At 63.5% G+C, this 22,707-nt stretch carries 23 protein-coding genes, 1 tRNA gene and 2 pseudogenes; 7 read left to right on the top strand and 19 right to left on the bottom strand.

Annotated features, from left to right (window positions below; all coding sequences use genetic code 11):
- Positions 1 to 735 precede the first annotated feature (735 nt).
- A complete protein-coding gene (locus H0W40_RS10850; RefSeq protein ID WP_292446074.1) occupies positions 736 to 1,896 on the top strand; it encodes a hybrid sensor histidine kinase/response regulator in 1,161 nt (386 codons plus the stop codon).
- Positions 1,897 to 2,578: 682 nt separating this feature from the next.
- On the opposite strand, the gene H0W40_RS10840 is transcribed toward H0W40_RS10850, so the two are convergent.
- Positions 2,579 to 3,964, bottom strand: coding sequence for a phosphatidylserine/phosphatidylglycerophosphate/cardiolipin synthase family protein (locus tag H0W40_RS10840; protein ID WP_292446071.1), 1,386 nt, complete (start codon positions 3,962 to 3,964; stop codon positions 2,579 to 2,581).
- Positions 3,965 to 4,357: 393 nt separating this feature from the next.
- Between H0W40_RS10840 and H0W40_RS10835 the strand changes: the two genes are divergently transcribed.
- The 4 genes and pseudogenes from H0W40_RS10835 to H0W40_RS10820 all read left to right on the top strand — a co-directional run bounded on the left by H0W40_RS10835 (position 4,358) and on the right by H0W40_RS10820 (position 6,699).
- Positions 4,358 to 4,549 carry a hypothetical protein gene (locus tag H0W40_RS10835; protein ID WP_292446069.1) on the top strand — a complete coding sequence of 64 codons (192 nt, stop codon included), beginning with the start codon at positions 4,358 to 4,360 and terminating at the stop codon, positions 4,547 to 4,549.
- 129 nt (positions 4,550 to 4,678) lie between these two features.
- Positions 4,679 to 4,990 carry a sodium-dependent bicarbonate transport family permease gene (locus tag H0W40_RS10830; protein ID WP_292446067.1) on the top strand — a complete coding sequence of 104 codons (312 nt, stop codon included), beginning with the start codon at positions 4,679 to 4,681 and terminating at the stop codon, positions 4,988 to 4,990.
- Positions 4,915 to 5,256: pseudogene (locus H0W40_RS10825) on the top strand (JAB domain-containing protein); the annotation flags it as partial. The gene H0W40_RS10830 and the pseudogene H0W40_RS10825, both read left to right, overlap by 76 nt.
- A 213-nt stretch (positions 5,257 to 5,469) precedes the next feature.
- Positions 5,470 to 6,699, top strand: a complete 1,230-nt coding sequence (locus H0W40_RS10820) for an ADP-ribosylglycohydrolase family protein (RefSeq protein ID WP_292446066.1) — start codon at positions 5,470 to 5,472, stop codon at positions 6,697 to 6,699.
- 433 nt (positions 6,700 to 7,132) lie between these two features.
- Here the strand turns inward: H0W40_RS10820 and H0W40_RS10815 are convergent, their stop codons facing one another.
- From H0W40_RS10815 to H0W40_RS10805, 3 genes are all read right to left on the bottom strand, one after another.
- Entirely contained in the window at positions 7,133 to 8,254 is a 1,122-nt protein-coding gene (locus H0W40_RS10815) for an AI-2E family transporter (protein ID WP_292446064.1), read from the bottom strand.
- A gap of 34 nt (positions 8,255 to 8,288) precedes the next feature.
- Complete coding sequence (locus H0W40_RS10810) at positions 8,289 to 8,504, bottom strand: hypothetical protein (RefSeq protein ID WP_292446062.1); 216 nt, start codon at positions 8,502 to 8,504, stop codon at positions 8,289 to 8,291.
- Positions 8,505 to 8,802: 298 nt separating this feature from the next.
- The gene (locus tag H0W40_RS10805; RefSeq protein ID WP_292446059.1) at positions 8,803 to 9,195 is read right to left on the bottom strand and encodes a hypothetical protein; all 393 of its coding nucleotides are present in this window, start codon (positions 9,193 to 9,195) and stop codon (positions 8,803 to 8,805) included.
- 550 nt (positions 9,196 to 9,745) lie between these two features.
- Between H0W40_RS10805 and H0W40_RS10800 the strand changes: the two genes are divergently transcribed.
- Complete coding sequence (locus H0W40_RS10800; RefSeq protein ID WP_292446057.1) at positions 9,746 to 10,069, top strand: hypothetical protein; 324 nt, start codon at positions 9,746 to 9,748, stop codon at positions 10,067 to 10,069.
- Positions 10,070 to 10,621: 552 nt separating this feature from the next.
- Here H0W40_RS10800 and H0W40_RS10795 read toward each other — a convergent pair.
- The 15 genes and pseudogenes from H0W40_RS10795 to hrcA all read right to left on the bottom strand — a co-directional run.
- Positions 10,622 to 10,980 (bottom strand): annotated as a pseudogene (locus tag H0W40_RS10795) (transposase); the annotation flags it as partial.
- Between the two features lie 131 nt (positions 10,981 to 11,111).
- Positions 11,112 to 11,930 (bottom strand): Crp/Fnr family transcriptional regulator, encoded by an 819-nt coding sequence (locus H0W40_RS10790; protein WP_292446055.1) that lies wholly within the window; start codon positions 11,928 to 11,930, stop codon positions 11,112 to 11,114.
- 453 nt (positions 11,931 to 12,383) lie between these two features.
- The gene (locus H0W40_RS10785) at positions 12,384 to 12,602 is read right to left on the bottom strand and encodes a hypothetical protein (RefSeq protein ID WP_292446053.1); all 219 of its coding nucleotides are present in this window, start codon (positions 12,600 to 12,602) and stop codon (positions 12,384 to 12,386) included.
- A gap of 314 nt (positions 12,603 to 12,916) precedes the next feature.
- Positions 12,917 to 13,174, bottom strand: coding sequence for a hypothetical protein (locus H0W40_RS10780; RefSeq protein WP_292446051.1), 258 nt, complete (start codon positions 13,172 to 13,174; stop codon positions 12,917 to 12,919).
- A gap of 1,483 nt (positions 13,175 to 14,657) precedes the next feature.
- On the bottom strand, positions 14,658 to 14,891 hold the full coding sequence (locus tag H0W40_RS10775; protein WP_292446050.1) for a hypothetical protein: 234 nt from the start codon (positions 14,889 to 14,891) through the stop codon (positions 14,658 to 14,660).
- Positions 14,872 to 15,288 carry a DUF5681 domain-containing protein gene (locus H0W40_RS10770; RefSeq protein ID WP_292446088.1) on the bottom strand — a complete coding sequence of 139 codons (417 nt, stop codon included), beginning with the start codon at positions 15,286 to 15,288 and terminating at the stop codon, positions 14,872 to 14,874. The genes H0W40_RS10775 and H0W40_RS10770 overlap by 20 nt, the downstream gene beginning before the upstream one ends.
- Positions 15,285 to 15,782, bottom strand: a complete 498-nt coding sequence (locus H0W40_RS10765) for a hypothetical protein (RefSeq protein WP_292446048.1) — start codon at positions 15,780 to 15,782, stop codon at positions 15,285 to 15,287. Before H0W40_RS10765 ends, H0W40_RS10770 begins: the two co-directional genes overlap by 4 nt.
- A complete protein-coding gene (locus tag H0W40_RS10760; protein ID WP_292446046.1) occupies positions 15,779 to 16,999 on the bottom strand; it encodes an AAA family ATPase in 1,221 nt (406 codons plus the stop codon). The genes H0W40_RS10765 and H0W40_RS10760 overlap by 4 nt, the downstream gene beginning before the upstream one ends.
- Positions 16,996 to 17,427 (bottom strand): hypothetical protein, encoded by a 432-nt coding sequence (locus H0W40_RS10755; protein WP_292446045.1) that lies wholly within the window; start codon positions 17,425 to 17,427, stop codon positions 16,996 to 16,998. The genes H0W40_RS10760 and H0W40_RS10755 overlap by 4 nt, the downstream gene beginning before the upstream one ends.
- Complete coding sequence (locus H0W40_RS10750; RefSeq protein ID WP_292446043.1) at positions 17,424 to 17,702, bottom strand: hypothetical protein; 279 nt, start codon at positions 17,700 to 17,702, stop codon at positions 17,424 to 17,426. Before H0W40_RS10750 ends, H0W40_RS10755 begins: the two co-directional genes overlap by 4 nt.
- A 12-nt stretch (positions 17,703 to 17,714) precedes the next feature.
- Complete coding sequence (locus H0W40_RS10745; protein WP_292446041.1) at positions 17,715 to 18,053, bottom strand: hypothetical protein; 339 nt, start codon at positions 18,051 to 18,053, stop codon at positions 17,715 to 17,717.
- 113 nt (positions 18,054 to 18,166) lie between these two features.
- The gene (locus H0W40_RS10740) at positions 18,167 to 18,901 is read right to left on the bottom strand and encodes a hypothetical protein (RefSeq protein ID WP_292446039.1); all 735 of its coding nucleotides are present in this window, start codon (positions 18,899 to 18,901) and stop codon (positions 18,167 to 18,169) included.
- Between the two features lie 189 nt (positions 18,902 to 19,090).
- Complete coding sequence (locus H0W40_RS10735; protein ID WP_292446037.1) at positions 19,091 to 20,392, bottom strand: site-specific integrase; 1,302 nt, start codon at positions 20,390 to 20,392, stop codon at positions 19,091 to 19,093.
- A gap of 173 nt (positions 20,393 to 20,565) precedes the next feature.
- Positions 20,566 to 20,642, bottom strand: a tRNA-Ile gene (locus H0W40_RS10730).
- A gap of 34 nt (positions 20,643 to 20,676) precedes the next feature.
- Positions 20,677 to 21,705: a heat-inducible transcriptional repressor HrcA gene (gene hrcA, locus H0W40_RS10725; RefSeq protein WP_292446035.1), complete on the bottom strand. Its 1,029-nt coding sequence runs from the start codon at positions 21,703 to 21,705 to the stop codon at positions 20,677 to 20,679.
- 83 nt (positions 21,706 to 21,788) lie between these two features.
- Here hrcA and H0W40_RS10720 point away from each other — a divergent pair, with 83 nt between their 5' ends.
- The gene (locus H0W40_RS10720) at positions 21,789 to 22,691 is read left to right on the top strand and encodes an NAD kinase (protein ID WP_292446033.1); all 903 of its coding nucleotides are present in this window, start codon (positions 21,789 to 21,791) and stop codon (positions 22,689 to 22,691) included.
- Positions 22,692 to 22,707 lie beyond the last annotated feature (16 nt).

Genomic DNA, 22,707 nt, shown 5'->3' with positions numbered 1-22,707 from the left:
AGCGCGGTGTCGCGCTTCTGGATCACCGTGAGAACGCCGATTCACGGTCAGTACGAAAGCGTCCGCTTCAAGAGTGGCTCGGATCGCCGACGCCTGGCGCCGGACAGTTGACCGTGTTGCCGATGCCAGCCTTGCGGACCGTCAAGCTGCCATCGATCTGGCGATAGTTATCGCGAGGCAGTTCGAAGAGCAGGGGCCGCCAAGCGACAAGACCGGGCGGCTCTGTCGAGCGTTCGCCACTGGGTTCAGTGCGTGTTTTGGTAGGCCGTGTTTCTATCGAACCCCCCTATGTCGATGGCTCGCCTTAGGGTCGAGTTACCCGGAAAGTTACCCGGTCGAGTGCGCTGCTACTTCCCACCGTTGCTTCGTTGTCCGTCATTGGCCTTGCCGCGCGCCTTCAAACCATTCTGGACACCATTCCGACCGGCCTGATCATGCTCGACGAGCGGGGTGCTACGGTCCTCGAGAACGACGAGTAGAGGCGGACCTGGGCCAGCAACGCCCTGATGGCGGGTTCAGTGGATTCCGACAACTACAAGGGATTTTTGGCCCGAGACCGGAGAACGTATCGCAGGCGAGGAATGGCCCGGCGCGGTATCCCTCAAGCAAGGAATCAGCACCAGGGACGTCGTCCTCGACATCGAGCGATTCAATGGAACCCGCGGAACGATCGTCGTGTCGAGCTCGCCTTTGCGGGACGAGTTTGGACTGGTCATCGGCGCTGTGGCCGCGAACATGGACATCAGCGAACTCCGCGCAGCGCAGGCCCGGTTGCAGGAGGCGGACCGCCGTAAGGACGAGTTCTTGGCAATGCTCGCACATGAGCTCCGCAACCCCCTCGCGCCGATCAGCGCGGCCACCGAGATCCTGAAGCGCTCGCGGCATGATCCCGACCGGGTCAGTCACACGGCGAATGTGATCGAGCGACAGGTTCGGCATCTGACGACGCTCGTCGACGATCTCCTGGACGTCTCCCGTGTAACCCGGGGCCTGGTCACCATCGACCGAGCTGCAGTCGACCTGCGCAGCGTGATGTCAGCGGCTTTGGAGCAGGTGCAACCACTGCTCGACCAACGTCGGCACCAGTTGCACACGGTTCTTGCGCCCGGCGACTTCTTTGTTGAAGGGGACTTTCACCGTCTCGTGCAGATCTTGACGAACCTCTTGACCAATGCCGCGAAGTACACGCCCGAAGGGGGTGCCATCGTGCTTAGGATCGGCGCCGTAGACGGTCAGTCGATCATCAGTGTGGAAGACAACGGCATTGGCATACCGCCCGACATGCTTGGGCATGTCTTTGATCTTTTTACGCAGGCCGATCGCACGCCCGATCGGTCGCAAGGTGGGCTTGGGATCGGGCTGGCGCTGGTTCGCAGTCTCGTGCGTCTCCATGGCGGTAGCGTCGAAGCCGAGAGTGAAGGTGCCGGACGGGGCAGCACCTTCTTCGTACGCCTGCCGTTGACTGCGCCACCTGCTTATGCGAAGCCGGGCCTATCAACTGAGGCGGAGTCGGAGTCGGTCCGCGGGTGTCGGGTCCTCGTGGTGGACGACAACAGGGATGCGGCTCAAACCCTAGCCGAACTGTTAGGTCTGCTCGGCCATGAAGTGACGACGGTCGCCGACGGCGCCGGCGCCTTGGCGGCCGCCGGCTCTGCGCGCTGGGACTTTTACATTCTCGATATCGGTCTGCCTGACATGACCGGTCTCGAATTGATTCGGCGCCTGAAGCAAGGGCAAGCCGACCCAAGTACGACGTTCATTGCGCTAACCGGTTACGGGCAGTCGAACGACTACGCCATGTCGAAGCAAGCTGGTTTTGACTACCACATGGTCAAGCCCCCGAACTTCAGCGAGCTTGTCCAGATACTAGGCGGTCAGCGATCATTACGAGAGTAGAGGCCGCGGCGACCCCTGCCCAGAGTGGAACGTTGATCGACTCCTTCTGCTTGACGGAGAGCTCGAGGGGTCCAAGCTTTAATGCGCTGCTGTCTTTCGTGTAGGAGAACCCGAAGACCAGAGAAAGCGCACCACCAACGATGAGGACAAGGCCGACGAGCTTGGATGCGTTCACACTTACTCCGAATGCTGCGCGTGGAAGTGTCGCATGAGGGCATGAGGGCATGAGGGCGGGGGCATTTTGAGCAGGCTGGCTTAGGAGCGCAGCGCGGTCGCTCGCAGGTTGCCGTGTCGACTGTGGGTGCCGTTCGCCCGCTATTGCGTGAGCTCAAGCCGTTGATCGGAGAACTGGCGGCCCGTGCGCTCTACCGCCGTAGCGTGCATCTTGCGAGGTCCTCGTTCCCGCACACGCCGAACGACGCCAGAACCCATGATGAGCTTTTGGCTTCTGACGTTAACGATGGCTGCCTACAACCTCACTTGGCTTTCGCACCTTGGCGCAGTTGCGACCGCAGTGCGCCCAATGATCTGCCAGAAGGTAGAAATGACTGCGATCATCCGATCGAATGAGCCATGAGGCACCAGTTGCCGCCCCCTGTCACAACACTTTGACTGTATGACCCCGCCGAGCCGATATGCCTTGTCGGACTGACCGTTCTTCCGTGGTAATTCAAAGGGCCTATTAAAGCCAGTATTCCCAGAGCCGTCCGAAGAACTCCTTCAAGCGGACAACCACCCCGCGACGCTGCCATTCACGCAGCGTGATTTCTTGCGAAACGACCAGGTCGCGCTGGAAGGCCGACTGCATCTGGGCGCCGAACTCCGATCCGATCATCAGGACGTTGACTTCTTGGTTATGCAAGAAGCTGCGCCAGTCGAGGTTGCTCGACCCCACGGTGGACCAGACTCCATCGATCACAGCTGTCTTCGAGTGAAGCAGCACGTCCTGGCGCTCGTAAAGCTTCACACCTCCGCGCAGAAGTTCGTCGTAGTGGGCACGACCGGCGTGAAACACAAGCGAGGAGTCGGTTGCGCTCGGCAGCACTATCTTCACGTCGACCCCACGCGACACTGCGTCGACAAGCGATTGCTTTAACTGCGGGTCGGGCACGAAATAGGCATTGCTCAACAAGATCTCATCCTGCGCCGTGTTGATGACCGAGATCAGCGTCGCATAGAACTGGCTGAACGGATCTTCCGGCGAGCTGGCGATCGCGCGGACGACCTCTTTGCCTTGCACGCTCAGGGTGGGAAAGTACGCGCGTGGCGCGAGCGGCTCCGCCTTCTGCTGCGCCCAGGTCTCCATAAAGAACTGCTGAAGCGTGGCGACGACCGGACCGCTGAGCTGAACGTGGGTGTCGCGCCAGGGCAGGACCTGGACCTGCCGCGGCATGACCGGTACGAAGGCGGAGGAGCCGAACCGCCCGCCGCGCGGCGAACTGCCGGAGTAAACCGCGCTGATGTTGATCCCGCCGACGAACGCCGTTGTGCCGTCGACGATCAACAGCTTGCGGTGATCCCGATTGTTCAGCTCCCAACCGGCTGTCGCCTCAAGCGGATTCACCGGATTGAACTGGACCACGCGTACGCCGGCGCGCTTCAGGCGCTCGAAGAACGCGCTTGGCGTGGAAAGCGTGCCGACGGCGTCGTGGATCAGATTCACCTGAACGCCTTGCCGCTGCTTTTCGAGCAACACGTCGGCAAACCGTCGGCCAACCTCATCGTCGTCAAGTATGAAGGTTTCCAGGTTGATGTGGTCGCGGGCGCTTTCGATCGCCGCGAACATCGCCGCGTAGGTGGCCGGGCCATCCTGGAGCAGCACGGCCGCGTTGCCTGTCGTCAGCGGGCTGCCGGAGACCTCCTGCTCGAGCGCTAACTGGCGTTCAAAATGACGTGCTTGAGCACCAGTGAGCCCGCGCTTATCTAACAAGGCCCTGCTCTGGCTCGCCGATAGGATGCGGCCGTTCGCCGCCTCGACCTGAACCGGCATGCGACCATGATTCCTGTCCGGAACGATGCGTGGCAATGAAGTGCAGGCGGCAAGCGGCAGCGCCATGAGCAGCAGCACGCACATTGTCCTTGCCGTCGCAATCGTCCAAACCATTCCAGCTCCCTCGGCTTTGTGGTCCACGCATGAACGGCTCCGGTAGCCACGAAGCGACGCGTCGACGGATGGTTATCGGCTTGTAGCGCCGAGACTTGTGCGCCCTTCAGCATGTCCGCTTGAAGTTCCGGCGTGGCGATCAACTTTCAGATGGTTCAACGATGTACGACAACTGGTTCGCCTATCAAACGGTCATCACGGCGACCGTCACTACGTCGCCGCCCAGCACCCTCACCACTACGAAGGGCTAATCGGCCTCGCGGCTGTTCCGGCGGCGCTTCCCGGAAGAACTGCTGCGGGTGCATCAGGCCGGCAAGCTGCAGTTCTTCGGCAAGCCTGCGCCTGACCATCGGCTCGGTGAACCTGGCGGAGTTCTTCCTCAGCTTCGTCAGTGCGGGCGTCTTCGCCATGCTGGTGACCGAAAGCTCCTGGGTCACCGAGTCCGGGCTGGTGGTGGGCGGCCTGTTTGCCACACCCTATGCCTCCATGCTGACCCGGCGCCTGAGCACCAAGCCTTGCTGGCCATGGTGGGCACCGTCATCGTGCTGATCAGCGTGTTCAGCCTGGCCCAGGCTCTGGCCTGAAGCGGGCGCGCCACGCGCAAGTGTCGCGGCAAACCGCCGGGCGGCTGCCGTGCTTTGGCCTTGGCCCGTCGACCGTGTGGCAGCATTGGTTCCCATGATTGACGTGGTGGTGTTGTTCTTCCTGCTGGGCGTGCTGGCGCGCATCGCCAAATCGGACCTGCGCCTGCCGGAGGCGCTGTACGAGACGCTGTCCATCTACCTGCTGCTGGCCATTGGGCTGAAGGGCGGCATTGAACTCAGCAGGGTGCCGCTGGCGGCGTTCGCCCCCCAGGTCATGGCCATGATGCTGCTGGGCTTTGCCATTCCGTTTGCCATGTTCCCGCGAACCAATACCTGCAGCTCATGCTGTCGCACAAGGAACACGAGGTGTTTGCGGTGCTGTTCCTCGACGCGCAGATGGGTTTGATTGCTGCCGAGGAAATGTTCCGCGGAACGCTGACGCAGACCTCGGTCTACCCCAGGGAGGTGGCCAAGGCCGCGCTGCGCTGGAACGCCGCAGCGGTGATCGTTGCGCACAATCACCCGAGCGGCTGCGTTGAGCCTTCGCGCGCCGATGAGCACCTGACGCAGACGCTGAAAGCAGCGCTGGCGCTGGTCGATGTGCGGATGCTGGACCATGTCATCGTCGGGGGACCGAGCGTGCTCAGCTTCGCTGAACGGGGGCTGCTGTAGCCGCGCGCGCGCGCCCGCGCCCAGCGCAATCGATTGCGCGGACCAGCGCTGCCGGCCAGTGAACTGGGAATCAGCTCGGGAGCTAAATCCGACGCGGACCACGCGGAAAAAGGATCCACAGATGCGAAAAGGCGGACGGGACGAGCGATCGACCGTCGGACGTTGGCGCCCGGGTTTTCGGTGAACTCAGTGAGGTGGACAAGGGCTGCTCCAATGTCAAAGGAAGAATCAGACAGCGGGCGGGTGGCGGCGAGCGATTTGCGACAGGCGGTGCTGAGCCGTTATCTCGCGTCGCACGGACGGCAAGGCGAGGAGCGCCTCGGCCGGTTCGTGGGCTGCCTGCTCGGTGGAGCTGTAGGCGACGCGTGTGGTGCCCCGGTCGAGTTCATGTCGCGAGCGGAGATCCTGGAGCTCCACGGAGCACGCGGCCTGCGCACCTATGTAGAGGCGTACGGTCGCCGCGGCGCGATCACGGACGACACGCAAATGACGCTCTTCACGGCGAAGGGGTTGCTGAGAGCATGGGTCCGGCGGACATTGCGCGGGATTGGGCCGGTGTTCGCGGCGGTGACCGACCGTGCGTATGGCCGATGGATGCTGACGCAAGGCGAGAGGGCAGGGTTTGATGCGGAGCCTAGCAAGCTGCTCAACGGTTGGCTGATCCGCGAGCCGGAGCTGCATGCACGACGGGCGCCCGGCAACACCTGTCTCGCGGCGCTCCGCGGCAAGGCGACGGCCGGAGAGCCAGCCACCAATACAAGCAAGGGTTGCGGCGGTGTGATGCGCGTGGCGCCGGTCGGTCTGCTCTGTTTGGCGTTGGGGCCAGGGCAGGACGCCAAAGACCGGGACGACGTGACCTTCGCGCTTGGGAGGGAGATCGCCGGGCTGACGCATGGGCATCCTTCCGGCAAGGCTCCGGCGGGCTACTTGGCCGTGGTGATCGCGGCGCTGGCCGACGGTGCGTCATGGGCAGCTGCACATGAGCGTGGGCGCCGGCCGCTTGCCGCGGCGCCGCCATGCGGCGAAACGCTAACCATGTTGGACGAGGCGGTCAGATTAGCCGCCAGTCGGCCACAGGATCCAGCAGCTGTCCGTCATCTTGGTCAGGGCTGGGTCGCGGAAGAGGCACTTGCGATCAGTGTGTACTGCGCGGCCAGCGCGCTTGGTCAGCCCGATGCGGATGACGCCAAGTTTGAGAACGCCCTGGCGCTGGCGGTAAACCACGACGGAGACTCGGACTTGACTGGGGCCATCACTGGGAACATTGTTGGAGCAGCGCTGGGGCAGGACTGTATCGGTGAGAAGTGGCTGGGCGACTTAGAAATGCGAGAGGGCATCCGGGAGGTCGCCCAAGATTTAGCCACCTTGAGCGTCTGGCGCATCGCAGAGCAAGAAGCTCGGGAGGAATTCGACTACTGGGTGTCCCGGTATCCCGGCGGCTAAAGCCCAACGGGTGCACCTTCGCCCGCTTCAGCCGTGACTGCGGGGCAGTAGACGAATCCCCTCAGCGGGCTCGTCGAAGATGCGCTTCCCCTTCAACCAGTTCGGCGAGTCGATTCGAGTTCGCGCGAGCATGTCGACAGCCGGACGCATGCACTTGACCGAGCCGAAAGACCGCTGTCTGCGTTGGCAGTGAACAGGCGGTCCCGGCCATAAGCCGACGTTGGCCGGCGTCGGCTAACGGGTCTCTCGCTCGGCCTGGTGCGCGCACTTTGTGCGTAACGCAATCGTCCAAACCATTTCGTTCAAGCGGGTTCTAGGCGTCGACTTTTGCCGACTGGATGACCGCCTTACACAAAGTTGGCAGCGCCACTTCGGCAAATCAACTGCGGAGGGATGGCTTGCACCGGTGCCAGTGAAGACCGAGAAGTGGGTGTCACTCGCCCAGCAGCTCGGCGACGGGTTTCAGATCATCGACATGGTCGCAGATCGACTTGGCCACCATGATCAGGGGTGTGCCGAGCAGCAGCCCCCAAATGCCCCACAGCCAGCCAAATGCGAGGACGCCAACGAAGATCACCAGTGGGTTTATGCTGCCAGCGCGCCCAGCTAGCCAGGGGGTGATCAGGTTGCCCTCGATCGTGTTGATCAACATCGACACTCCGCCGATGAGAGCAGCCATGCCGAAGCTGCCGAACTGCAGGAATGCCGCCAAGGCCAGGGCACCGGCCGTGACGATGGCACCCAGATACGGCACCAGGTTAAGCACCGCCGCCACCAGACCCCACACGGCTGCACGTTCCAGTCCGAGCCACCATAGGACGCCCCATGTCGCTAGCCCCACCAGCACGCTGGTGGAGACCTGAATGACCAGGTAGCGCTGGATCTGTGCGCTGATCTCGTCCATCACCTCCACGGTGACGCGCTTCTTGGCGAAGGTAGGCCCCATTATTTTGACCATCTTTCGCCTGAAGCTGTCTCCCGCGGTCAACAGGAAGAAGGCGATGAAGAACACCACCGCCGCCTGGCCGATCAGGCTGGCCAGACCGACGGTGCGGCTCCAGAGGTATTCCTTGATGTTCACACGCGGCTGCTCGATCTGCACACGGGTGACACCCCTGGCGGGCGGCGCAATGGCGGTGCTGGCTTTCGCCGCCTGCTCGAGATTGGTTGCGGCCTCCTGCACCTTGTCGATGGTGCTGACCGGCGTACTGCGCGTCGGGCGCAGCGCCTGGCTCAGTTTCTGCCCGGCTTCGGGCAGCGACTCGACCAGTGTCGCGGCGTCGTCGCTGAGCGTATAGGCCATTGATCCGAAGCCAATCACGACCGCGCTGAGAACGCCGGCCGCACCCAGCACACGCGGCAGGCGCCAGCGCTGCAATCGGTCCACCACCGGCGTCAGTGCATAGCTCAGCATCAGGCCCAGCAGAAGCGGAATGAATACTGCGCTGGCCCAGTGCATCGCATAGGCGCAGACCAGCAGTACAAGGCACGCCAACAAGACGCTGCGCAAATTGAAGTCCTGGGGCGGCGAGGCGATCTCGCGCTCGGGTTCCACGATGTCACCCACAAAGTTGGTAGTCGTCACAATTTCAACCCACGCGGCCGGGCAGCCAGCTCGACAGTTCTTGGCAACGTGAAACGGAGGTCAGCCTGGCGGCCGAAGCCCATACACCGACACACGTCCACGCCGGGATGGTGTCGGTCGGCGCCGTCCGCGGCTCCTCACGACAGCGACGGATGGCGATGCTGGCACCCTCGCCCTCGCGGAACTCGTCCTTGCGTTCGATCTGGTTGCGCTCTGCCATCTTCATTCCTGGTCTTGTACTTGGGACGTTGTTCGACGTGCACCCGTCGGCCCGATGCGTCGGGCGACGCCTTGCCGTCTTCCAGTGCGGCGCTTCTTGAATCTGGAGATGGGCGTTTCAGACTGCGCTGCACGGTGCGCCGCAGGACTCGTGCAAGCCGGCGGCCTGTTGTGCGACATCGTCGACATTCAATCCATCACGTCTGGCCACACACGTAGGTCCGGCCCGACATCGGGTGCCGGCTCTTCCTGGAACCTTGCCGAAACGCCGCCGGCCCTAAGCTCGCAACGCTGGGCACTTACCCTTTGTGCTTCTTCTCCTTCTTCTCCTTCTTCCCGTGGTCATTGCCGTGCCCGCGATGCTGCTGCTCCTGATAGCGCTCGCGAACCCAACTTTCCTGAACGAAGTACACCGGCTGCGCGCAAGCTCCATAACGGCCGCAGTGCTTTGCCCAGTTCTTCTGGTGCTCGGGTGGGACGTACAGATAAGCGGGTTGATGACGAATCGCCATGGGCTGCGGCGCAATCAGAATGGGCTGGCTGTAGATCACTGCGGGTTGAGGAAAACTGCCGATATCGATTCGACCGTAGACGCCTGGCTGATTGATGCCGATCGACACCCCCACGTTGGTCTCGGCAATGGCCGAAGCGGCGCCGCAAATGCTCAATACGATTGCCGCAATTCGTTTCATGGTTGCTTCTCCAGCGACGCCTGATGCGCCTGTTGGCTTTATCGGGCGCGCACATCGGAAATGAAGTCCAGTCCACTCGACAATAGGAGCTGGGCGGGCCACGCCCTGTGTGTCTGCCACATTTGCACGCCGCAAGTCCAGAACGCACGACCCCGGTTGGTTGTCGGCTGTCACGATGCCACCCGCATCGGCGTGGTCGATGTCGGGATGCTGGACGTCGCACGAGCGGACCGCGTCCGACTGCCACCCGGCGATCCCCTCGCCTAGGGTACCGGCTCATAACCACCGGCACGATGGGTCATGGGCGAGCGGACGCCAGCGTCGGCTTTGCCGCCAGCAGTTCGAGCGGCCTCCCGGCAACTGTGGGTCGGAAGTGCGAGTCGGACGACACCAAGAGCAGACCATCGGTGATACGGGTTTCGTTGCCCGCCCCTCGGCGCCCTGGATGACGGGTTCCTTGTGCAGACCAGCCGCTGGATCCTCAAGGCCCCCCAAAAGGCCTCGGTAGGCGCTTTTTGCTATCGCCGACGACGAGTCCCGACGCGGGAAGATGCTCGACATCATCGAGCGGCAAACCAGCGCGCTTACCAGGTTGGTTCACGACCCGACGGACGCGGCCAGCATCCGCAGCGGCAAGCTCACCCTGCGCCGCGCTCCGGTGAGCGTTCACGAGGTCGTCGCACGGGTGGCCGAGGCTTGCCAGCCGCACATCGACGCCCGTCGCCACCGCTTGGAAGTCTCGCTCCCAGAGGCGCCATTGGTTATCCAGGGCGACCTGGGGCGGCTCGCTCAGGTTTTGATGAACCTCCTCAACAACGCGGCGAAGTACACCGCCGGACGGCGGCTCGATCCGGCTTCGCGCGGAAGCCGATGAGGCGCTGCTGCGCCTGGAGGTCGCCGACACCGGGATCGGGATCGCGCCCGACCGAGGGCGATGCGATGTCGGTCAACTGAAGCCTGCTTTTGACGCACGCACTCAGGCACCGACATCACCGTTCAAGAACAAGGAGTTTTCATGAAATTCAAACCTCTGGCGCTGGCCGCAGCGCTCGCGCTGCCGTTGTCGCTCGCCTTCGGCGCGGACCTCTCGCAAACGCTGGTACTCACGCCCGACAACGGCTCGTTCTCGGCGGGCTTGACGGCCACCCACCTGGAAAGCGCCTTCTTCGTCGATACCTTCAGCTTCGAGCTGCCCGCCATGCAGACGGGCATGGTGACGGCGGAGTTCTTCTCCACCGATCCCAATCTCGATCTGCTCTTCGGCTTCCTCGAAGGCGAGGGCTACTTTTTCGACGGCTTGCCAGGCGCGCAGACGGCTTCGGTCACGGGACCCGGTCTCAGCGGGCTGCAGACCGTGAGCGTGTCCGGCACGGCACCATCGAGCCTTACGCCCTCAGCGACCAGCCGCCGCCTCGCGACGCGTGGATCACCGTTCGTCAGATCGGCAGCGGCCTGCCGCAGCCGTCAGGAAGATATTGGCCAGGCTCGTCGCTACGAACGCTCGCGTGGCGTTCTTGGCCAAGCCGCGGTAGCGCACCTTGCCGTATCCCACAGGCGCTTGACGACGCCGAACACGTGCTCCACGCGAGCACGCACGTGGGACTTCGCACGGTTGACCATTCGCTCGAGCTCCTCGGTGGCGCTGCCCTTGCGCACCGTCTTGTTGGTGAAGTCCTGTGCACCCGGTGCCTTGGCCTGGATCGAGGCGTGTTGCGCTGCGTACGCGCAGTCGCCATAGACGCGCTCCTTCCCGTGCAGCAGCTCGGGCAGCGGGTGCAGTCTGTCGCTTCATGCGTATGTCAATGCAGGTGGCGTGCCAGGGAAGGACTTGATCAGCATTGCCCTAGTGCGCTGGGCGAGCCGAGGTTCTGTCCCGGCACGCGTGGGCAGCCGCGATACGTGGAGTGGCCCAGCCATCAATCCGCGTAGCTGTGCATGTGGGTTGTGGTGCGCAAGGCTGGGCGGTCGCGCTGATCGACAGCAGGGCGGTCCGGCGCGAGCCGGTCGCATTCGTGCTTGATCGCGCTGTAGCACTCGCACGAGCGGGCCTCGATCCCCGCATGGTCCAGCACCGTGATGCTGTTGCGGCCGTTGGTGATGCAGCCCTGGCTGCGCAGCTTGAGAATCGCCTGCGTCACGCTTTCGCGCCGCACGCCCAAGGCGTTGGCGATCCACTCGTGCGTGACCGTGAGCTCGTTGCCCGGCACGCGGTCCAGGCTGATCAGCAGCCAGCGGCACAGCTGCTGCTCGACGCGGTGGTGGCGGTTGCACAGGGCGGTCTGCGCGGCCTGGCAGATCAGGCACTGGGCACTGCGCAGCAAGAGGCGGCTCACCGCCCCGCCCAGGTCGAACTCACGTTGCAAAACACTGGCGCGGATGCGGAAGGCATACCCCGGGTGCTGCACGATCGCCCGGCTGGGGGCGGTGTCGCCGCCCATCAGCAGCGAAACGCCGCACACGCTCTCGTAGCCGATGCGCGCGACCTCGGAGGCGTCGCCGTTCTTCATGGCGTACTGCAGCGAAATCACGGCCTGGGTCGGGAAGTACACGTTCTCGAAGCCGCTGCCGGCACCGTGGAGCAGCTTGCCGGCGGCCAGCGGCACCAGTTCGAGCGAAGGCGAGAGCCGCTCCCAGACATCGTCGGGCAGCGCCTCGAGGACGTGGTTCTGGCGCAGGCTGCGCGTGGTCGAACGCATCGCGAGGGGCTGCACAGCGTAGCGCAAGTGGTCGTTCATGGAGAAGGTGTGCAAAGTCACGACCCTGTCGGTCTTTTGGACCGCCAGGCATGACGGTACCGTGAGGTCGGAAGCGAAGCTCCTGGGCCGCCCTTTGTTCGAGGGGCGGTGACACCAACCAGACACGTCTCGATGTGAGAAATTTCTCATGCCGTTCAAAGGCGATGCCTCGTAGTCGCAGCACAAGACGCCTGGCATGAAGGCGCATCGTAAGTGCTCTATTGCTGATTCAGGCATGAGGCTATCCACGCGCCCACTTCAGCGTGCTTTGTTCATGCAATGCTGATCCGCCCCCTCCTTCGAGGGGGGCATCCTTACGTCATTGCTCCAACAATGCAATATTGTTCGAGCTACATCCGAAAGTGACGCATCGTTGATTGGCCATGAAAAAGCAACCTGTCCCAGTCTCTCGTCGCGTATGGGGCGATCGCCCTCTAAAGACACCCGCCACTCTTAGGCCGGGACTGCCTGTGATTCACCCGACCAGGTCAACTTACCTGCAACGCCTGCTGACGCTGTTTTCCAGCTAGCTTGTACAACCCGTCTTAAAACCGGCTGTCGGAAGCGCAGCAGGACGACCTTGTTGCCTTCCTTCTCGCGCTCACCGATGACCGCGTTCGCTTCGAGCGGGCGCCGTTCGATCATCCAGCGCTTTGCATTACGAATGGGCATGCCGAAGAAGAAGTGGAGACGCCGAATGGCGGGAGGTAAAGACGGCCAAGGACCTGCTGCGGTGCATCGCGCCGGTGGGCACGCAGGGGTCTCGAACGGCATTGAAGCCGTTCCTCGAGGGACAGACAACGCTGCAGACCGGGCAATGGGATCGTCCCACGGGCGCTGAGGCGCTGCGCTCAGGGCCCATCCTTAGGGCGAGGCGTTTGGCGACTTCCAGTCTCCCAGGCTCAGTCCGGGTGAACCACAGATACAACGTATTGAAGCTTCACAGCTAGTCATCGCCCTTGGCTAGCGGACGCCATGCCTACCGATTATTTTGGCTTCACTTCTGCGGCTTGAATGCGTACGGGTCCCTTCGTTCCGACCTTCCCGGTGTACGGGTTGACGTTGCCCTTGGTCGAGTAGTTGTCCGGCTTGGTGCTGTTGAAATTCGTAGCTCTGTGAGGGATCACGTACATGCCGCTTTTCGTGATGTAGCCAAACACTCGTTGCGAGCCGCCCTTGCCCTTCGCATGCGCCCCGAGACTGACGAACGCGCACAGCGCAGCCATTAAGATGGTGGTTTTCATCGGAGTTCCCAAATGGCATATCCAGCGACAAGCGCAAGCGCTACGCCGATTGCTCCGGCAATCTTTTTCATCGTGACTCCCTTGTAAGCCCGCGGTGTACGGCACCGTACGGTAGCTCCACTGCAGTTCCGATCGTTCGCTCACGCACCCCGAATCGCGGGATGCACGCCCAAAATGCCTCCGCGTATCTATAGTGAGTGTCTGCTGGTGGCCGACACTGTGAGTACGGGACTGGGCCCCAAGCTGCCAGTCGCGCTTCGTAATGGCCTATGCACGCGAAGACCAAGCGGGTCCGGTTCTCTCGTGCCTTAAGCATGACGTGCGCAGATCACCGCCGAGATACGCTCAGCAGCCCCTGGTTTTGAAGCTTCGACACCCGAGCATGGAAATTACTCGCCTGCGTGCGTACTTTGCCGCATGCATTTTTCTCTCATGCGCTTCTGGCTACGCGACCACGATCTGGACAAAGCAAGATCAAGCAGCATACGAGGAGTGCCTAGCCCGATGGAAGGAGGTCGACGGTGCATGGGAAGGCCTTTTGTCGACACCCGGCGCTGAGGCCGGCTCCCGATACTCGAAGACCGTCTTCATCAGGTTGGTCTTCACTCGCGAAGGCACGACGTTGCTAGTCAAGAATGCTCCAGGGCAATCGTGGCATCGAATTGGCAGCGACTCGAATGTCCCGCGCGTAAAGACTGACTTGCTAGTACAGGTAATGGGCGATAGCCAGAACCGCCTAGAAGGCCACTCGGTGACCTTTACGAGGATGAGCGAGACGGTCGCCTCCGTCATCTACTCCCGAGGACCCATCCATGCGAATCCCGGTGAAGTGATCTCGATGCATGACCTTAGAACCGGAGTCGTCGCACGCGAAGGATTTCCTGTCCCGACAGGTCTCGAGGCAATGCAGACTTCACGACGAAATTGCCGGTGACGACACGAAGAGATCGACCTCCCGACTGTTGACGCCCGGCGACGTCACGGTACTGGACCAGTCCGCGGTGAAGCCCACATTGCCCGCGCCGATAGGTTTAAAAACTTCGAGCGCACCACACTAGCCGAGTGGGCTAAGTGCCAGGCGCGGTTCGGCGCGCAAATGAAGCGAGATCCTCTGACCCTTCCGCGCGCTGACGTTGCGCGCTACTGCTTTTGAGCAGTGAAGACGGTTTCGGCGATCACTAACCTGCATAACGGAAGTAGAGAAGGCCCGCGCTGTGATTCCATGCGAAATCACCCCCTGGTGGGCACCGCAGGTGACGGGCCAGCTTCGCGCGACTTGATCACAATAAGGGCGCCGCCCCGCGCGCGCGCCTCATCCTCCAACCGCGACCTAAACGAGGCGAGCGACTCCTCAGCACTGCGGAAGTAACGGCCGTCTCCAACTTCACCGATCCGAGCATCGTCGCCAGAACACAAGCTGACGATCAGCAACGGTTGACTATCGTGCTCGGCTCTCACGGACTCCAGGGCCGTGATCCGATGCTCAAGTGTTGCCATGGCCGGGTGCCTCCTGCTGTGCTGCCTGGAACGCTTCGAGATAGCGACTCATGTCTTCTTCGGTTTTCACGGGAGAGCGGCCCATCCTGACCTCTGCGGCGCTGATCAACCGCGTCAGCTCTTCGTCGCTGTACTCGTAGATCGAGCGGGTATCGGCTAGGTCTGCCTGCTGTTCCAAACGCTCCAGCCGCGTGCGGACGCTATCTGCTCTGGCCACCATGGCGCTCTCCTTCCAATGCCGCAATGCGTGCGGCAAGTTCATCGGTTTCGATCAACTTGGCAAGTGCTGCCAGCCCGGCAAGGAGCTGCGCGGCCTGACCGGGCGAAAGATCGCCAGACGCCGCAGCATTCAGAACTGCTCGGCCTTGCTCCGTGAGGCTCCCATCCGGGAGTTCCAGCGGGGCTGCCTGCTCGGTTGCCCGGATCGGAGGCACCGTACGCTCCAGCAAAAGGCGGGCGGCTCCTACGTCGCCCTCTATTGCGCGGGCCAGCAGCTTCTCGATGAGCGCCGGCACTTGCTCAGCGATGGCAGCGCGAAACTTCGCAACCTCACCAGACCCGGCGGGCCGGCCCCTCGGGTTGCCGGACTGCCCGGCTTTCCATCGTCCCTGTTTCACTTGTACTTCTCCTGTTCTTTCAAGACGAACCCTGGGCACCGCTGCAACAGCGCCGCTAGGCCGCGGCCCACCTCCTGCGAATGCAAGCCTGCCGCTTCGCGGTTTCCACAGCGAGCCCGGTGGTAGTGGCGGCATTCGATGCAAGCGCGCCGGTCGTCTGCGTCGCGGTCACGCAGCGTCAGCCGCTCCGCCAGGTCTTCGGCGTCGGTGCTCCCGTGGCCTGCCCCCAGCATCAGAGCCTGACGCGCTGTGAAGGTCGCCATCTCGGCATCGTCCCAGCCGCCTGCATGGCAGCGGTCGCCTTGCACAGGCGTCAGGCGGTAGGGACGATCGGCGGCCAGGCCACGGGCGACGCTGTCGAGCAGTTCGGTCTTGTGCTGGCGGATTAGGCTGCGCAGGTCTTCCGTCAGCAGCGCCGCCGGGGTGACTATCAGCCGGTTGTCGTCCGCGCGCAGAGTCAGGCCCGCGTCGATCAAGGCGGCGAGCAGCGTCATTCGAATACCTCGGCATCGCCTTGATGGTCTTCATCCGATTGCCCGGAGCCGCCGAAGGTGCTCACTTCTTCCCGAAGGTGCCCACTACTTTCTGTGAGCACCTTCGATGTTTTCTGAGCACCTTCGGGCAGCGACCAATACCAGCCTTCGCCCATCCCGGCCTTGCGGCGGATCACCACCAGCGCATCGGCTGCACGGCGCACGGTTGCCCAGGAGTGGCCGGCCTGCCTCGCTTCGGCCTGCACAGTCTTGGTCGGAGTAGGTGCGCTCAGCAACTCGCGCAGGAAATTTTCGGCAGAGTCCTTCGCGGACTGGCCGTCGCTGTCGTTTGCCTCGGCATCCGTCAACAGCTCGCGAGCAGTGCCCTCGATCGCTTGGCCCCATCGAACCCGAGAAGCCGAGATGCCCGGTAGGGCCTCGACTTGCTCCAGGCTGTACTCGAAGCCGCCATCGTCCGGGCCGATGTTGGACTTGGCTCGCGCAAAGATTCGGCGATCCTCGTTGCCGTCTTCGCCCTTGACCTTCGATGCGACCATGACCACACGAGCCACCGCACCGAATGCAACCGAACCCGTCACCCGTTCGGTGGGGTCGCGCCCGCCGGTGCCCTTGGAGAAGTGCGAGATGCCGAGCACCGCCGCATGCAGATTCGACGCCAGATCAACCAAGGGCTGCAGCGCACGGCGGACTTCCGTGTTCTTGTGCGAGTCGCCAGTCACAGCCGAAACCACCGGGTCAACGATCATCAAGCGCACGTTGCCTATGCGCAGCGCGGCCTCGGTCAGTTGCACCATGTCTCGCGCTGGATCGAACGGCAGCTGCTCGCCTGCAATACGAGCGCCGATGACGAAATGCAACCGCGCCGGATCACCGCCGGCAGCGAGGAAGCGCGGCAGCAGCGTATCGGCCGGGTCGTCTTCGGCCGACCAAAAAAGCACATTGCCGATGGCGCACCGCGAGCCATCGGGCCAGCAGCCGCCGATCGTCACGTTTGCGCCGCTGGCAATGGCTATCGTGGTCTTGCCCTGACCAGGGGGGCCAGCGAGTATGTGCAGCTTGCCCAGCGCGAGCCAGTACGCCCACAGCCATTCGATCGGAACGGGCTTCAAGTCGGAGCCGCAGACGAGGGTTACGCCATCGGCGGCCAGCCGCTTGATTACCTCGTCAGCCCCGCCAGCAGCAGCCACTGCGCTGTCGATCACATCGCGCGCCGTCATGCGAGCACCTCGGCGCGCAGGTAGGCGATGCGGCCGGCGGCTTGCAATACGCGGGCGCGGTCTTCATCGTCGATCGAGGTGCCGTGCCCGATGTTCGCCGCAACCACAGCGACGAGCTGTGACTCGTCGTGCAGCAGGTCGAGTGCCTGCGCTGGCGAGATAAGTCGGCGCCGTTGCAGCGGCGCGCCTTGACTCTCGCGCGGCGGGAACAGGTCGGCAACTTCCAGCCCGAGTGCGGCGCAGATGCTGCCGACGCTGCACTGCAATTTGAAACACCGGACGAGCACCGCACCCTCGGCCGTCACGCCGACAGAGAGCGTGTTCGGATTGCGCTCGCCACAGCAGGGGCAAATGGCGCGATAGCGGTCACGGCCGTTCGGACGGATCTTGTACGGCTGCAGGGCGTTGATGATCGTTTCGGCGCTCATGCAGCACCGCCGATCTGCTTCAGGAACGCAGCCACGGCGGCCAGGTCGCGCAGCTCGCGCAACGGGCCATCGTCGGTACTGCTGCGGCTCAGGCTGTAGCCATGCAGGGCCAACTCGGCGCGCAGCGTGGCGAAGGCTTTGCACCCGCCGCGAGTGGTGCCAGAATCGGTTTGCGTCTGTGGATCCCTGGGGCCTCCGGTTTGTGGTGAACCGGGGGCTCCGTCATTTTTGAGCGTGGTAGCGCCTGCCCCATGGGCGTGAAGATGGCTTGTCATCGTGGCGCCCCATCACTGCCCAGCAGCGTCGGTTGCGGCGGCGCGCTTCGCCTGTGCGGCTTCACTTGCCTTCTTGGCTTTCGCCATCACCGCTTGGACGGTCCGTGTATCGCTGGCGGCCTGCGCTGCGCTCTCGTTCCAGTACGCGCGCACGTCCGCAAGGCGCCAACGGGTACAGCGCGGCTTTCGTATCACAGGGGCCGGTGCGCGTCCGGTGCGTACTTGTTGATGCCACCAACTCACCGACATGTCGCCGGCAGCAGCGCACGTCGGGGCGTCGATCAGCGCCACGTCCACAAGGTCGGTAGGTAGCGGATGGGTTGCAGGATTCTGGAAAGCCTTAACGGTCATGCTTGGCCTCATGCGTGGTAGTTGCTAGACCCACGCATGGTGGAAGTTTTGAGCGTTACGCGGAGCACCAAAATCTGTACGAAATGCTCATCGCCTTGAGGCGCTTTTGACGGTCAGCAGCGATTGCACTTGATCGTTCGGTGACGCGCTTGACGATGCCGCAGCGCCATACGCTTTGAAAGACTTCTAAGACTAGAGTCAGACTTTCTTTGCCGGGCAGGTGCTCTTCTATTCAGCTCCTCCAGCCAAGCGAGGGCGGCTTTCTCGTCGGTAAGTGATCGGGAAGTCCGGTAGTGCTCAATCACCGCGAACTCGCCCTCCTTTCGAGTAGATGCAAGCAAAGGATTAAGCAATGCCAAGCGACGCTTAATCTCCATCGTTCGGGAGGCGATTCTTCTCTCGTACCGAGGACCATCCAGGCCGAGCGGGCGGCCCCGCCGTCCGTCATTCCGATCAAGGCTCTGACGAATATCGTTCTCAGCGAGTTCCCTAAGGAGATGCTGTCGAAACCTTCTCTCCCACAAGTTGCTTGTAGACAGCACTGCGGCAATGCGTTCAAGAACTTGCCGATCGCGGTCCTGAAGGGGAAGGGGCGGCCCTCCAGAACGCTCAAACGTCGGGGCAACTCGAAGGCGAATTACCTTCTTGGTTTGTTCGATCTCATCACCGTGACAAGCGATCCAGTCCGTGACCGCAGCGCTGCGCCAAAGGCGGGATGAGAGCGGCGAAAGCTGGAGCGGTTGTGGGAACGCTCCTGCCCTGACCTGCTCATGCACCCAATGCTGGGGCAGTTCCAAAGCCGCGCCGACTTCATAGATGTCCCACAGAGGCGAATTCTTTTCATTCATGATCGTCGTCGCCCTCGCGCGCCCTATCCGCTATATGCTGCTGCGCCGCAGGAGCGGGCATCTCACGAGCCTCGTGCGCGATGTCGTGTGCCAAGCCTTTCTAGGCATCAAGAAGCGCCAGAGCCGAGTTGGAGACCGACATCGTGCGGCCGTCCTTGTGAACTATCGGCATAGTGCCAACCTCCCGGTTTATGCGGCCTTGCCGCCGATAGGGATAACCCGCGCGCCATCGCGAAGCCGGTCTAGGTAGTCGGCCCACTTAGCCATCATTTCGCGCCGCTGCTCCAGGTACTGCGTGCGGTTGTAGGCCCGGCCCAGCGCATCGCTCACCGCGTGCGCCAATTGCGCCTCGATCACTTCGGGGGAGATGCCGAGCCGCTCGACCGCTATCGTGCGGGCAGTGGCCCGGAATCCGTGTCCGGTCATCTCATCCTTGGCAAACCCCATGCGGCGCAGCGCAGACAGCACGCCGTTGTCCGACAGCGGCCGGTCGAGTGTCAACGGGTTCGGGAACACGTAGCGGCCCGCGCCGGTCAGCGGACGCAGCTCGCGCAGGATCGTCACGGCCTGCGGCGCCAACGGCACGGCATGCGGCGCGCCGGTCAGCTTCGCCTTCAGTCGGCCCTTCATTCGAGCTGCGGGGATCAGCCAGGTCGCGCCGTCAAGATCGAACTCCGCCCACTCAGCCCGCCGCAGTTCACCGGGACGCAGGAATACCAGCGGCGCGAGCGCGAGCGCGGCCCGCACGACGGGTGTGCCTTGGTAGGCGTCGATCGCGCGCAGCAGCTCGCCGAGTTTGGCGGGGTCGGTGATTGCGGCCCGATGCTTCGCCACCGGCAGCATGATTGCGTCCTTCAGGTCACGCGTCGGGTCGCTTTCGCAGTAGCCCTCCTGCACTCCGTGGCGGAACACGGCACCGGCGGTTTTGAGGGCTCGGTATGCGGTTTCGACAGCGCCCCTCGCCTCCACACGGCGCGCATGCATCAACAGCTCGGGTGCAGTCAGCTCGGCCAGCGGCCGGGCGCCGATGTAGGGACACAGGTCGTTCACCAACAGCGCGAGCACCTTGCCGGCGTGCGCAGGCGACCAGCCTGGCGCCATGCGCGCGTGCCACTCGCGTGCCGCATGCTCGAACGTGCCAGGGCCGGAAAGTCCGGCGGCAGCCAGCCGCGCCGCTGCGGCCTTGGCCGCGTGAGCCACCTTGTCGGCCTTACGCTGCTCGCTCGGGTCGGCACCGGCCGCAAGCGATCGGCGGGTTTGGTCGCGCCGCTCGCGTGCCAGCTTCAACGGTACGTCGGGGTAGGTGCCAAGGCTAAGCATGCCCTCTTTGCCGCCGCTCCAATAGCGCAACCGCCACCAGCCAGCCCCGCTCGGCCGGGCTTCCAGATACAGCCCGCCGCCGTCGCTGACGCGCTTGGGTTTGCCCGCTTTGATGGCCGCTTTCAGCTCGCCCTTGATTGCCTTGTCGGTGAGGGTGTCAGTTGCTGCCATACCGGGTAACTCGATTCCGCTTGCGGCCGTTTCGGACCAGTTACCCGAATTGTTACCCGGTCAATGCTCGGTTGCAAGTGGCGTTACCCGGTCGCATGCGCACATGAAGAAAGCCTCAAGTCGTTGATCTACCTGCGATTTTCGTCATTCGTGGCCATTTGAGAAGCTTTGTTTGGTAGGCCGTGTTGGGATCGAACCAACGACCAAAGGATTATGAGTCCTCTGCTCTAACCGACTGAGCTAACGGCCCGCGCCCGGATTCTAGGAGCGCGCCCGCGGCCGCCTCATTTGTGGCTCAGCGCATTGCCGACCAGCCGCGACGTGATGTCGACGATCTGGATCATTCGCTCGTAGGCCATGCGCGTGGGCCCGATGACGCCCAGCGTGCCCACCACCTGCCCGTCCACCTCGTAGGGCGCCGAGACGATGGAGAGTTCCTCGAAAGGCACGACCTGGCTTTCGCCGCCGATGTAGATGCGCACGCCCTCGGCGCGGCTGCTCACGTCGAGCAGGCGCATGAGCTGCGTCTTCTGCTCGAACAAATCGAACAGCTTGCGCAGCGAGCCCATGTCGTTGGAGAAATCCTGAACCGCCAGCAGGTTGCGCTCGCCGGAGACGACGAGCTGCTCGGTGTTGCCGGCCTCGGCTTCGCTGCCGAGTTTCATGGCCGCCTGCATCAGGGTGGCGATCTCGCCGCGCAACGCTTCGATTTCCGTCTTGAGTCGCTCTCGCACGGCCTCCATGGTGAGTCCGCTGTAGTGCGCGTTGAGATAGTTGCTCGCCTCGATCAGCTCGCCTTGCGCATGATCGCGGGCCGTGAACACCACGCGGTTCTGCACGTCGCCGTCGGGGGCCACCAGGATAACGAGCACGCGGCGCTCGCTCAGGCGGAGGAACTCGATGTGGTGGAACACGCTGGTCTTGCGCGGCGCAGTGACCACGCCGACGAACTGCGACAGGTTGCTGAGCACCTGTGCCGCATGGGTAATCACCCGCTGCGGCTGGTCGGGCTGCCACTGCTCGCGCAGTTGCTCGTGCTGCGCATGCTGGTGGCCGAGCTCGCGCGGCCGGGCGGTGAGCATGGTGTCGACGAAGAGCCGGTAGCCGCGCGCGGTGGGAATCCGCCCGGCGCTCGTGTGCGGGCTGGCGATGAGGCCGAGCTCTTCCAGATCGGCCATCACGTTGCGGATCGTCGCGGGGCTCAAGTCCAAGCCTGACGCGCGCGACAAGGTGCGCGAGCCGACCGGCTGGCCGTCCGCGATGTAGCGCTCAACGAGTGTCTTCAGCAGCGTCTTCGCGCGGTCGTCCAGCATGGTGTTTCATTGTAGGTGCGGGGGCTGGCGCCCCCGCTGGTCCGCGGCGCCGGGCGTGAACCCTGTGGTGTAATTCTTCGACCATGGCGAGCCGCTTCCGTCACGCCGCCCTCGTGGGCAAGTACCAGGCGCCGGGCAGCCGCGCGGTGCTGGCCAATGTGGCCGAGTTCCTCACCAGCCAGGGCCTGGAGGTTTCGCTCGACGCGGGCACCGCGCTGGCGGTCGGTTTGTCCGACTATGGCGCCCTCGACGCCGCCGCCATCGGAGCGCAGTGCGATCTGGTGGTGGTCGTCGGTGGCGACGGCACGATGATCGCCACGGCCCGCATGCTGGCCCGCCACGGCCTGCCGCTGATGGGCATCAACCAGGGTCGCCTGGGTTTCATGACCGACATCTCTATCAGCGAACTGCGTGAAACGCTGGCGCCGATGATTGCCGGCGACTACGAGGAAGAACACCGCACGCTGCTCGAAGGCTGCGTCAAACGGCCGTCGGCGCATGGCGTCGAGTCGCTCTACGAAAGCTTCGCGGTCAACGACGTGGTGGTCAGCCGCGGGGCCAGCGCCAGCATGGTGGAGCTGCGTGTCGATGTGCAGGAACAGTTCGTCGCCAACTTCCGTGCCGACGGCCTGATCGTCGCCTCGCCGACCGGCTCGACCGCCTATGCGCTTTCGGCCGGCGGGCCGATCCTGCACCCCGGCATCGCCGGCTGGGTGATGGTGCCGATTGCGCCGCATGCGCTGTCCAACCGCCCGATCGTGCTGCCCGACACCGGCGAGGTGCGCATCGAGATCGTCTCCGGCCGCGAAGCGATCGTGAACTTCGATCACCAGAGCCTGGCGAGCTTGCTGAACGGCGACTGCATCTGCGTTCGCCGCAGCGAGCACCGCATGCGCGTGCTGCATCCGCGCGGCTGGAGCTATTACGCGACGCTGCGCCGCAAGCTGCACTGGAACGAGGGCGTGCTGCCCGAGACCGGCGCATGAACCGCGAAAGAGGGGC

The sequence above is a fragment of the Methylibium sp. genome, from assembly GCF_013817345.1.
Taxonomy (GTDB): domain Bacteria; phylum Pseudomonadota; class Gammaproteobacteria; order Burkholderiales; family Burkholderiaceae_C; genus Methylibium.
Note: the sequence above shows the minus strand (reverse complement) of the source record. Positions and strands in the feature narration are given on the sequence as shown.

Bases quoted from the DNA above. Each gene is read 5' to 3' on its own strand.
- hrcA (WP_292446035.1), bottom strand. From the start codon at position 21,705: ATGCTGGACGACCGCGCGAAGACGCTGCTGAAGACACTCGTTGAGCGC.
- H0W40_RS10800 (WP_292446057.1), top strand. From the start codon at position 9,746: ATGCTCGACATCATCGAGCGGCAAACCAGCGCGCTTACCAGGTTGGTT.
- H0W40_RS10780 (WP_292446051.1), bottom strand. From the start codon at position 13,174: ATGAAAACCACCATCTTAATGGCTGCGCTGTGCGCGTTCGTCAGTCTC.
- H0W40_RS10750 (WP_292446043.1), bottom strand. From the start codon at position 17,702: ATGACAAGCCATCTTCACGCCCATGGGGCAGGCGCTACCACGCTCAAA.
- H0W40_RS10735 (WP_292446037.1), bottom strand. From the start codon at position 20,392: ATGGCAGCAACTGACACCCTCACCGACAAGGCAATCAAGGGCGAGCTG.
- H0W40_RS10755 (WP_292446045.1), bottom strand. From the start codon at position 17,427: ATGAGCGCCGAAACGATCATCAACGCCCTGCAGCCGTACAAGATCCGT.
- H0W40_RS10720 (WP_292446033.1), top strand. From the start codon at position 21,789: ATGGCGAGCCGCTTCCGTCACGCCGCCCTCGTGGGCAAGTACCAGGCG.
- H0W40_RS10850 (WP_292446074.1), top strand. From the start codon at position 736: ATGGACATCAGCGAACTCCGCGCAGCGCAGGCCCGGTTGCAGGAGGCG.
- H0W40_RS10775 (WP_292446050.1), bottom strand. From the start codon at position 14,891: ATGGTGGCCAGAGCAGATAGCGTCCGCACGCGGCTGGAGCGTTTGGAA.
- H0W40_RS10810 (WP_292446062.1), bottom strand. From the start codon at position 8,504: ATGGCAGAGCGCAACCAGATCGAACGCAAGGACGAGTTCCGCGAGGGC.
- H0W40_RS10740 (WP_292446039.1), bottom strand. From the start codon at position 18,901: ATGAATGAAAAGAATTCGCCTCTGTGGGACATCTATGAAGTCGGCGCG.
- H0W40_RS10790 (WP_292446055.1), bottom strand. From the start codon at position 11,930: ATGAACGACCACTTGCGCTACGCTGTGCAGCCCCTCGCGATGCGTTCG.
- H0W40_RS10785 (WP_292446053.1), bottom strand. From the start codon at position 12,602: ATGCCCATTCGTAATGCAAAGCGCTGGATGATCGAACGGCGCCCGCTC.
- H0W40_RS10765 (WP_292446048.1), bottom strand. From the start codon at position 15,782: ATGACGCTGCTCGCCGCCTTGATCGACGCGGGCCTGACTCTGCGCGCG.
- H0W40_RS10745 (WP_292446041.1), bottom strand. From the start codon at position 18,053: ATGACCGTTAAGGCTTTCCAGAATCCTGCAACCCATCCGCTACCTACC.
- H0W40_RS10760 (WP_292446046.1), bottom strand. From the start codon at position 16,999: ATGACGGCGCGCGATGTGATCGACAGCGCAGTGGCTGCTGCTGGCGGG.
- H0W40_RS10820 (WP_292446066.1), top strand. From the start codon at position 5,470: ATGTCAAAGGAAGAATCAGACAGCGGGCGGGTGGCGGCGAGCGATTTG.
- H0W40_RS10830 (WP_292446067.1), top strand. From the start codon at position 4,679: ATGATTGACGTGGTGGTGTTGTTCTTCCTGCTGGGCGTGCTGGCGCGC.
- H0W40_RS10805 (WP_292446059.1), bottom strand. From the start codon at position 9,195: ATGAAACGAATTGCGGCAATCGTATTGAGCATTTGCGGCGCCGCTTCG.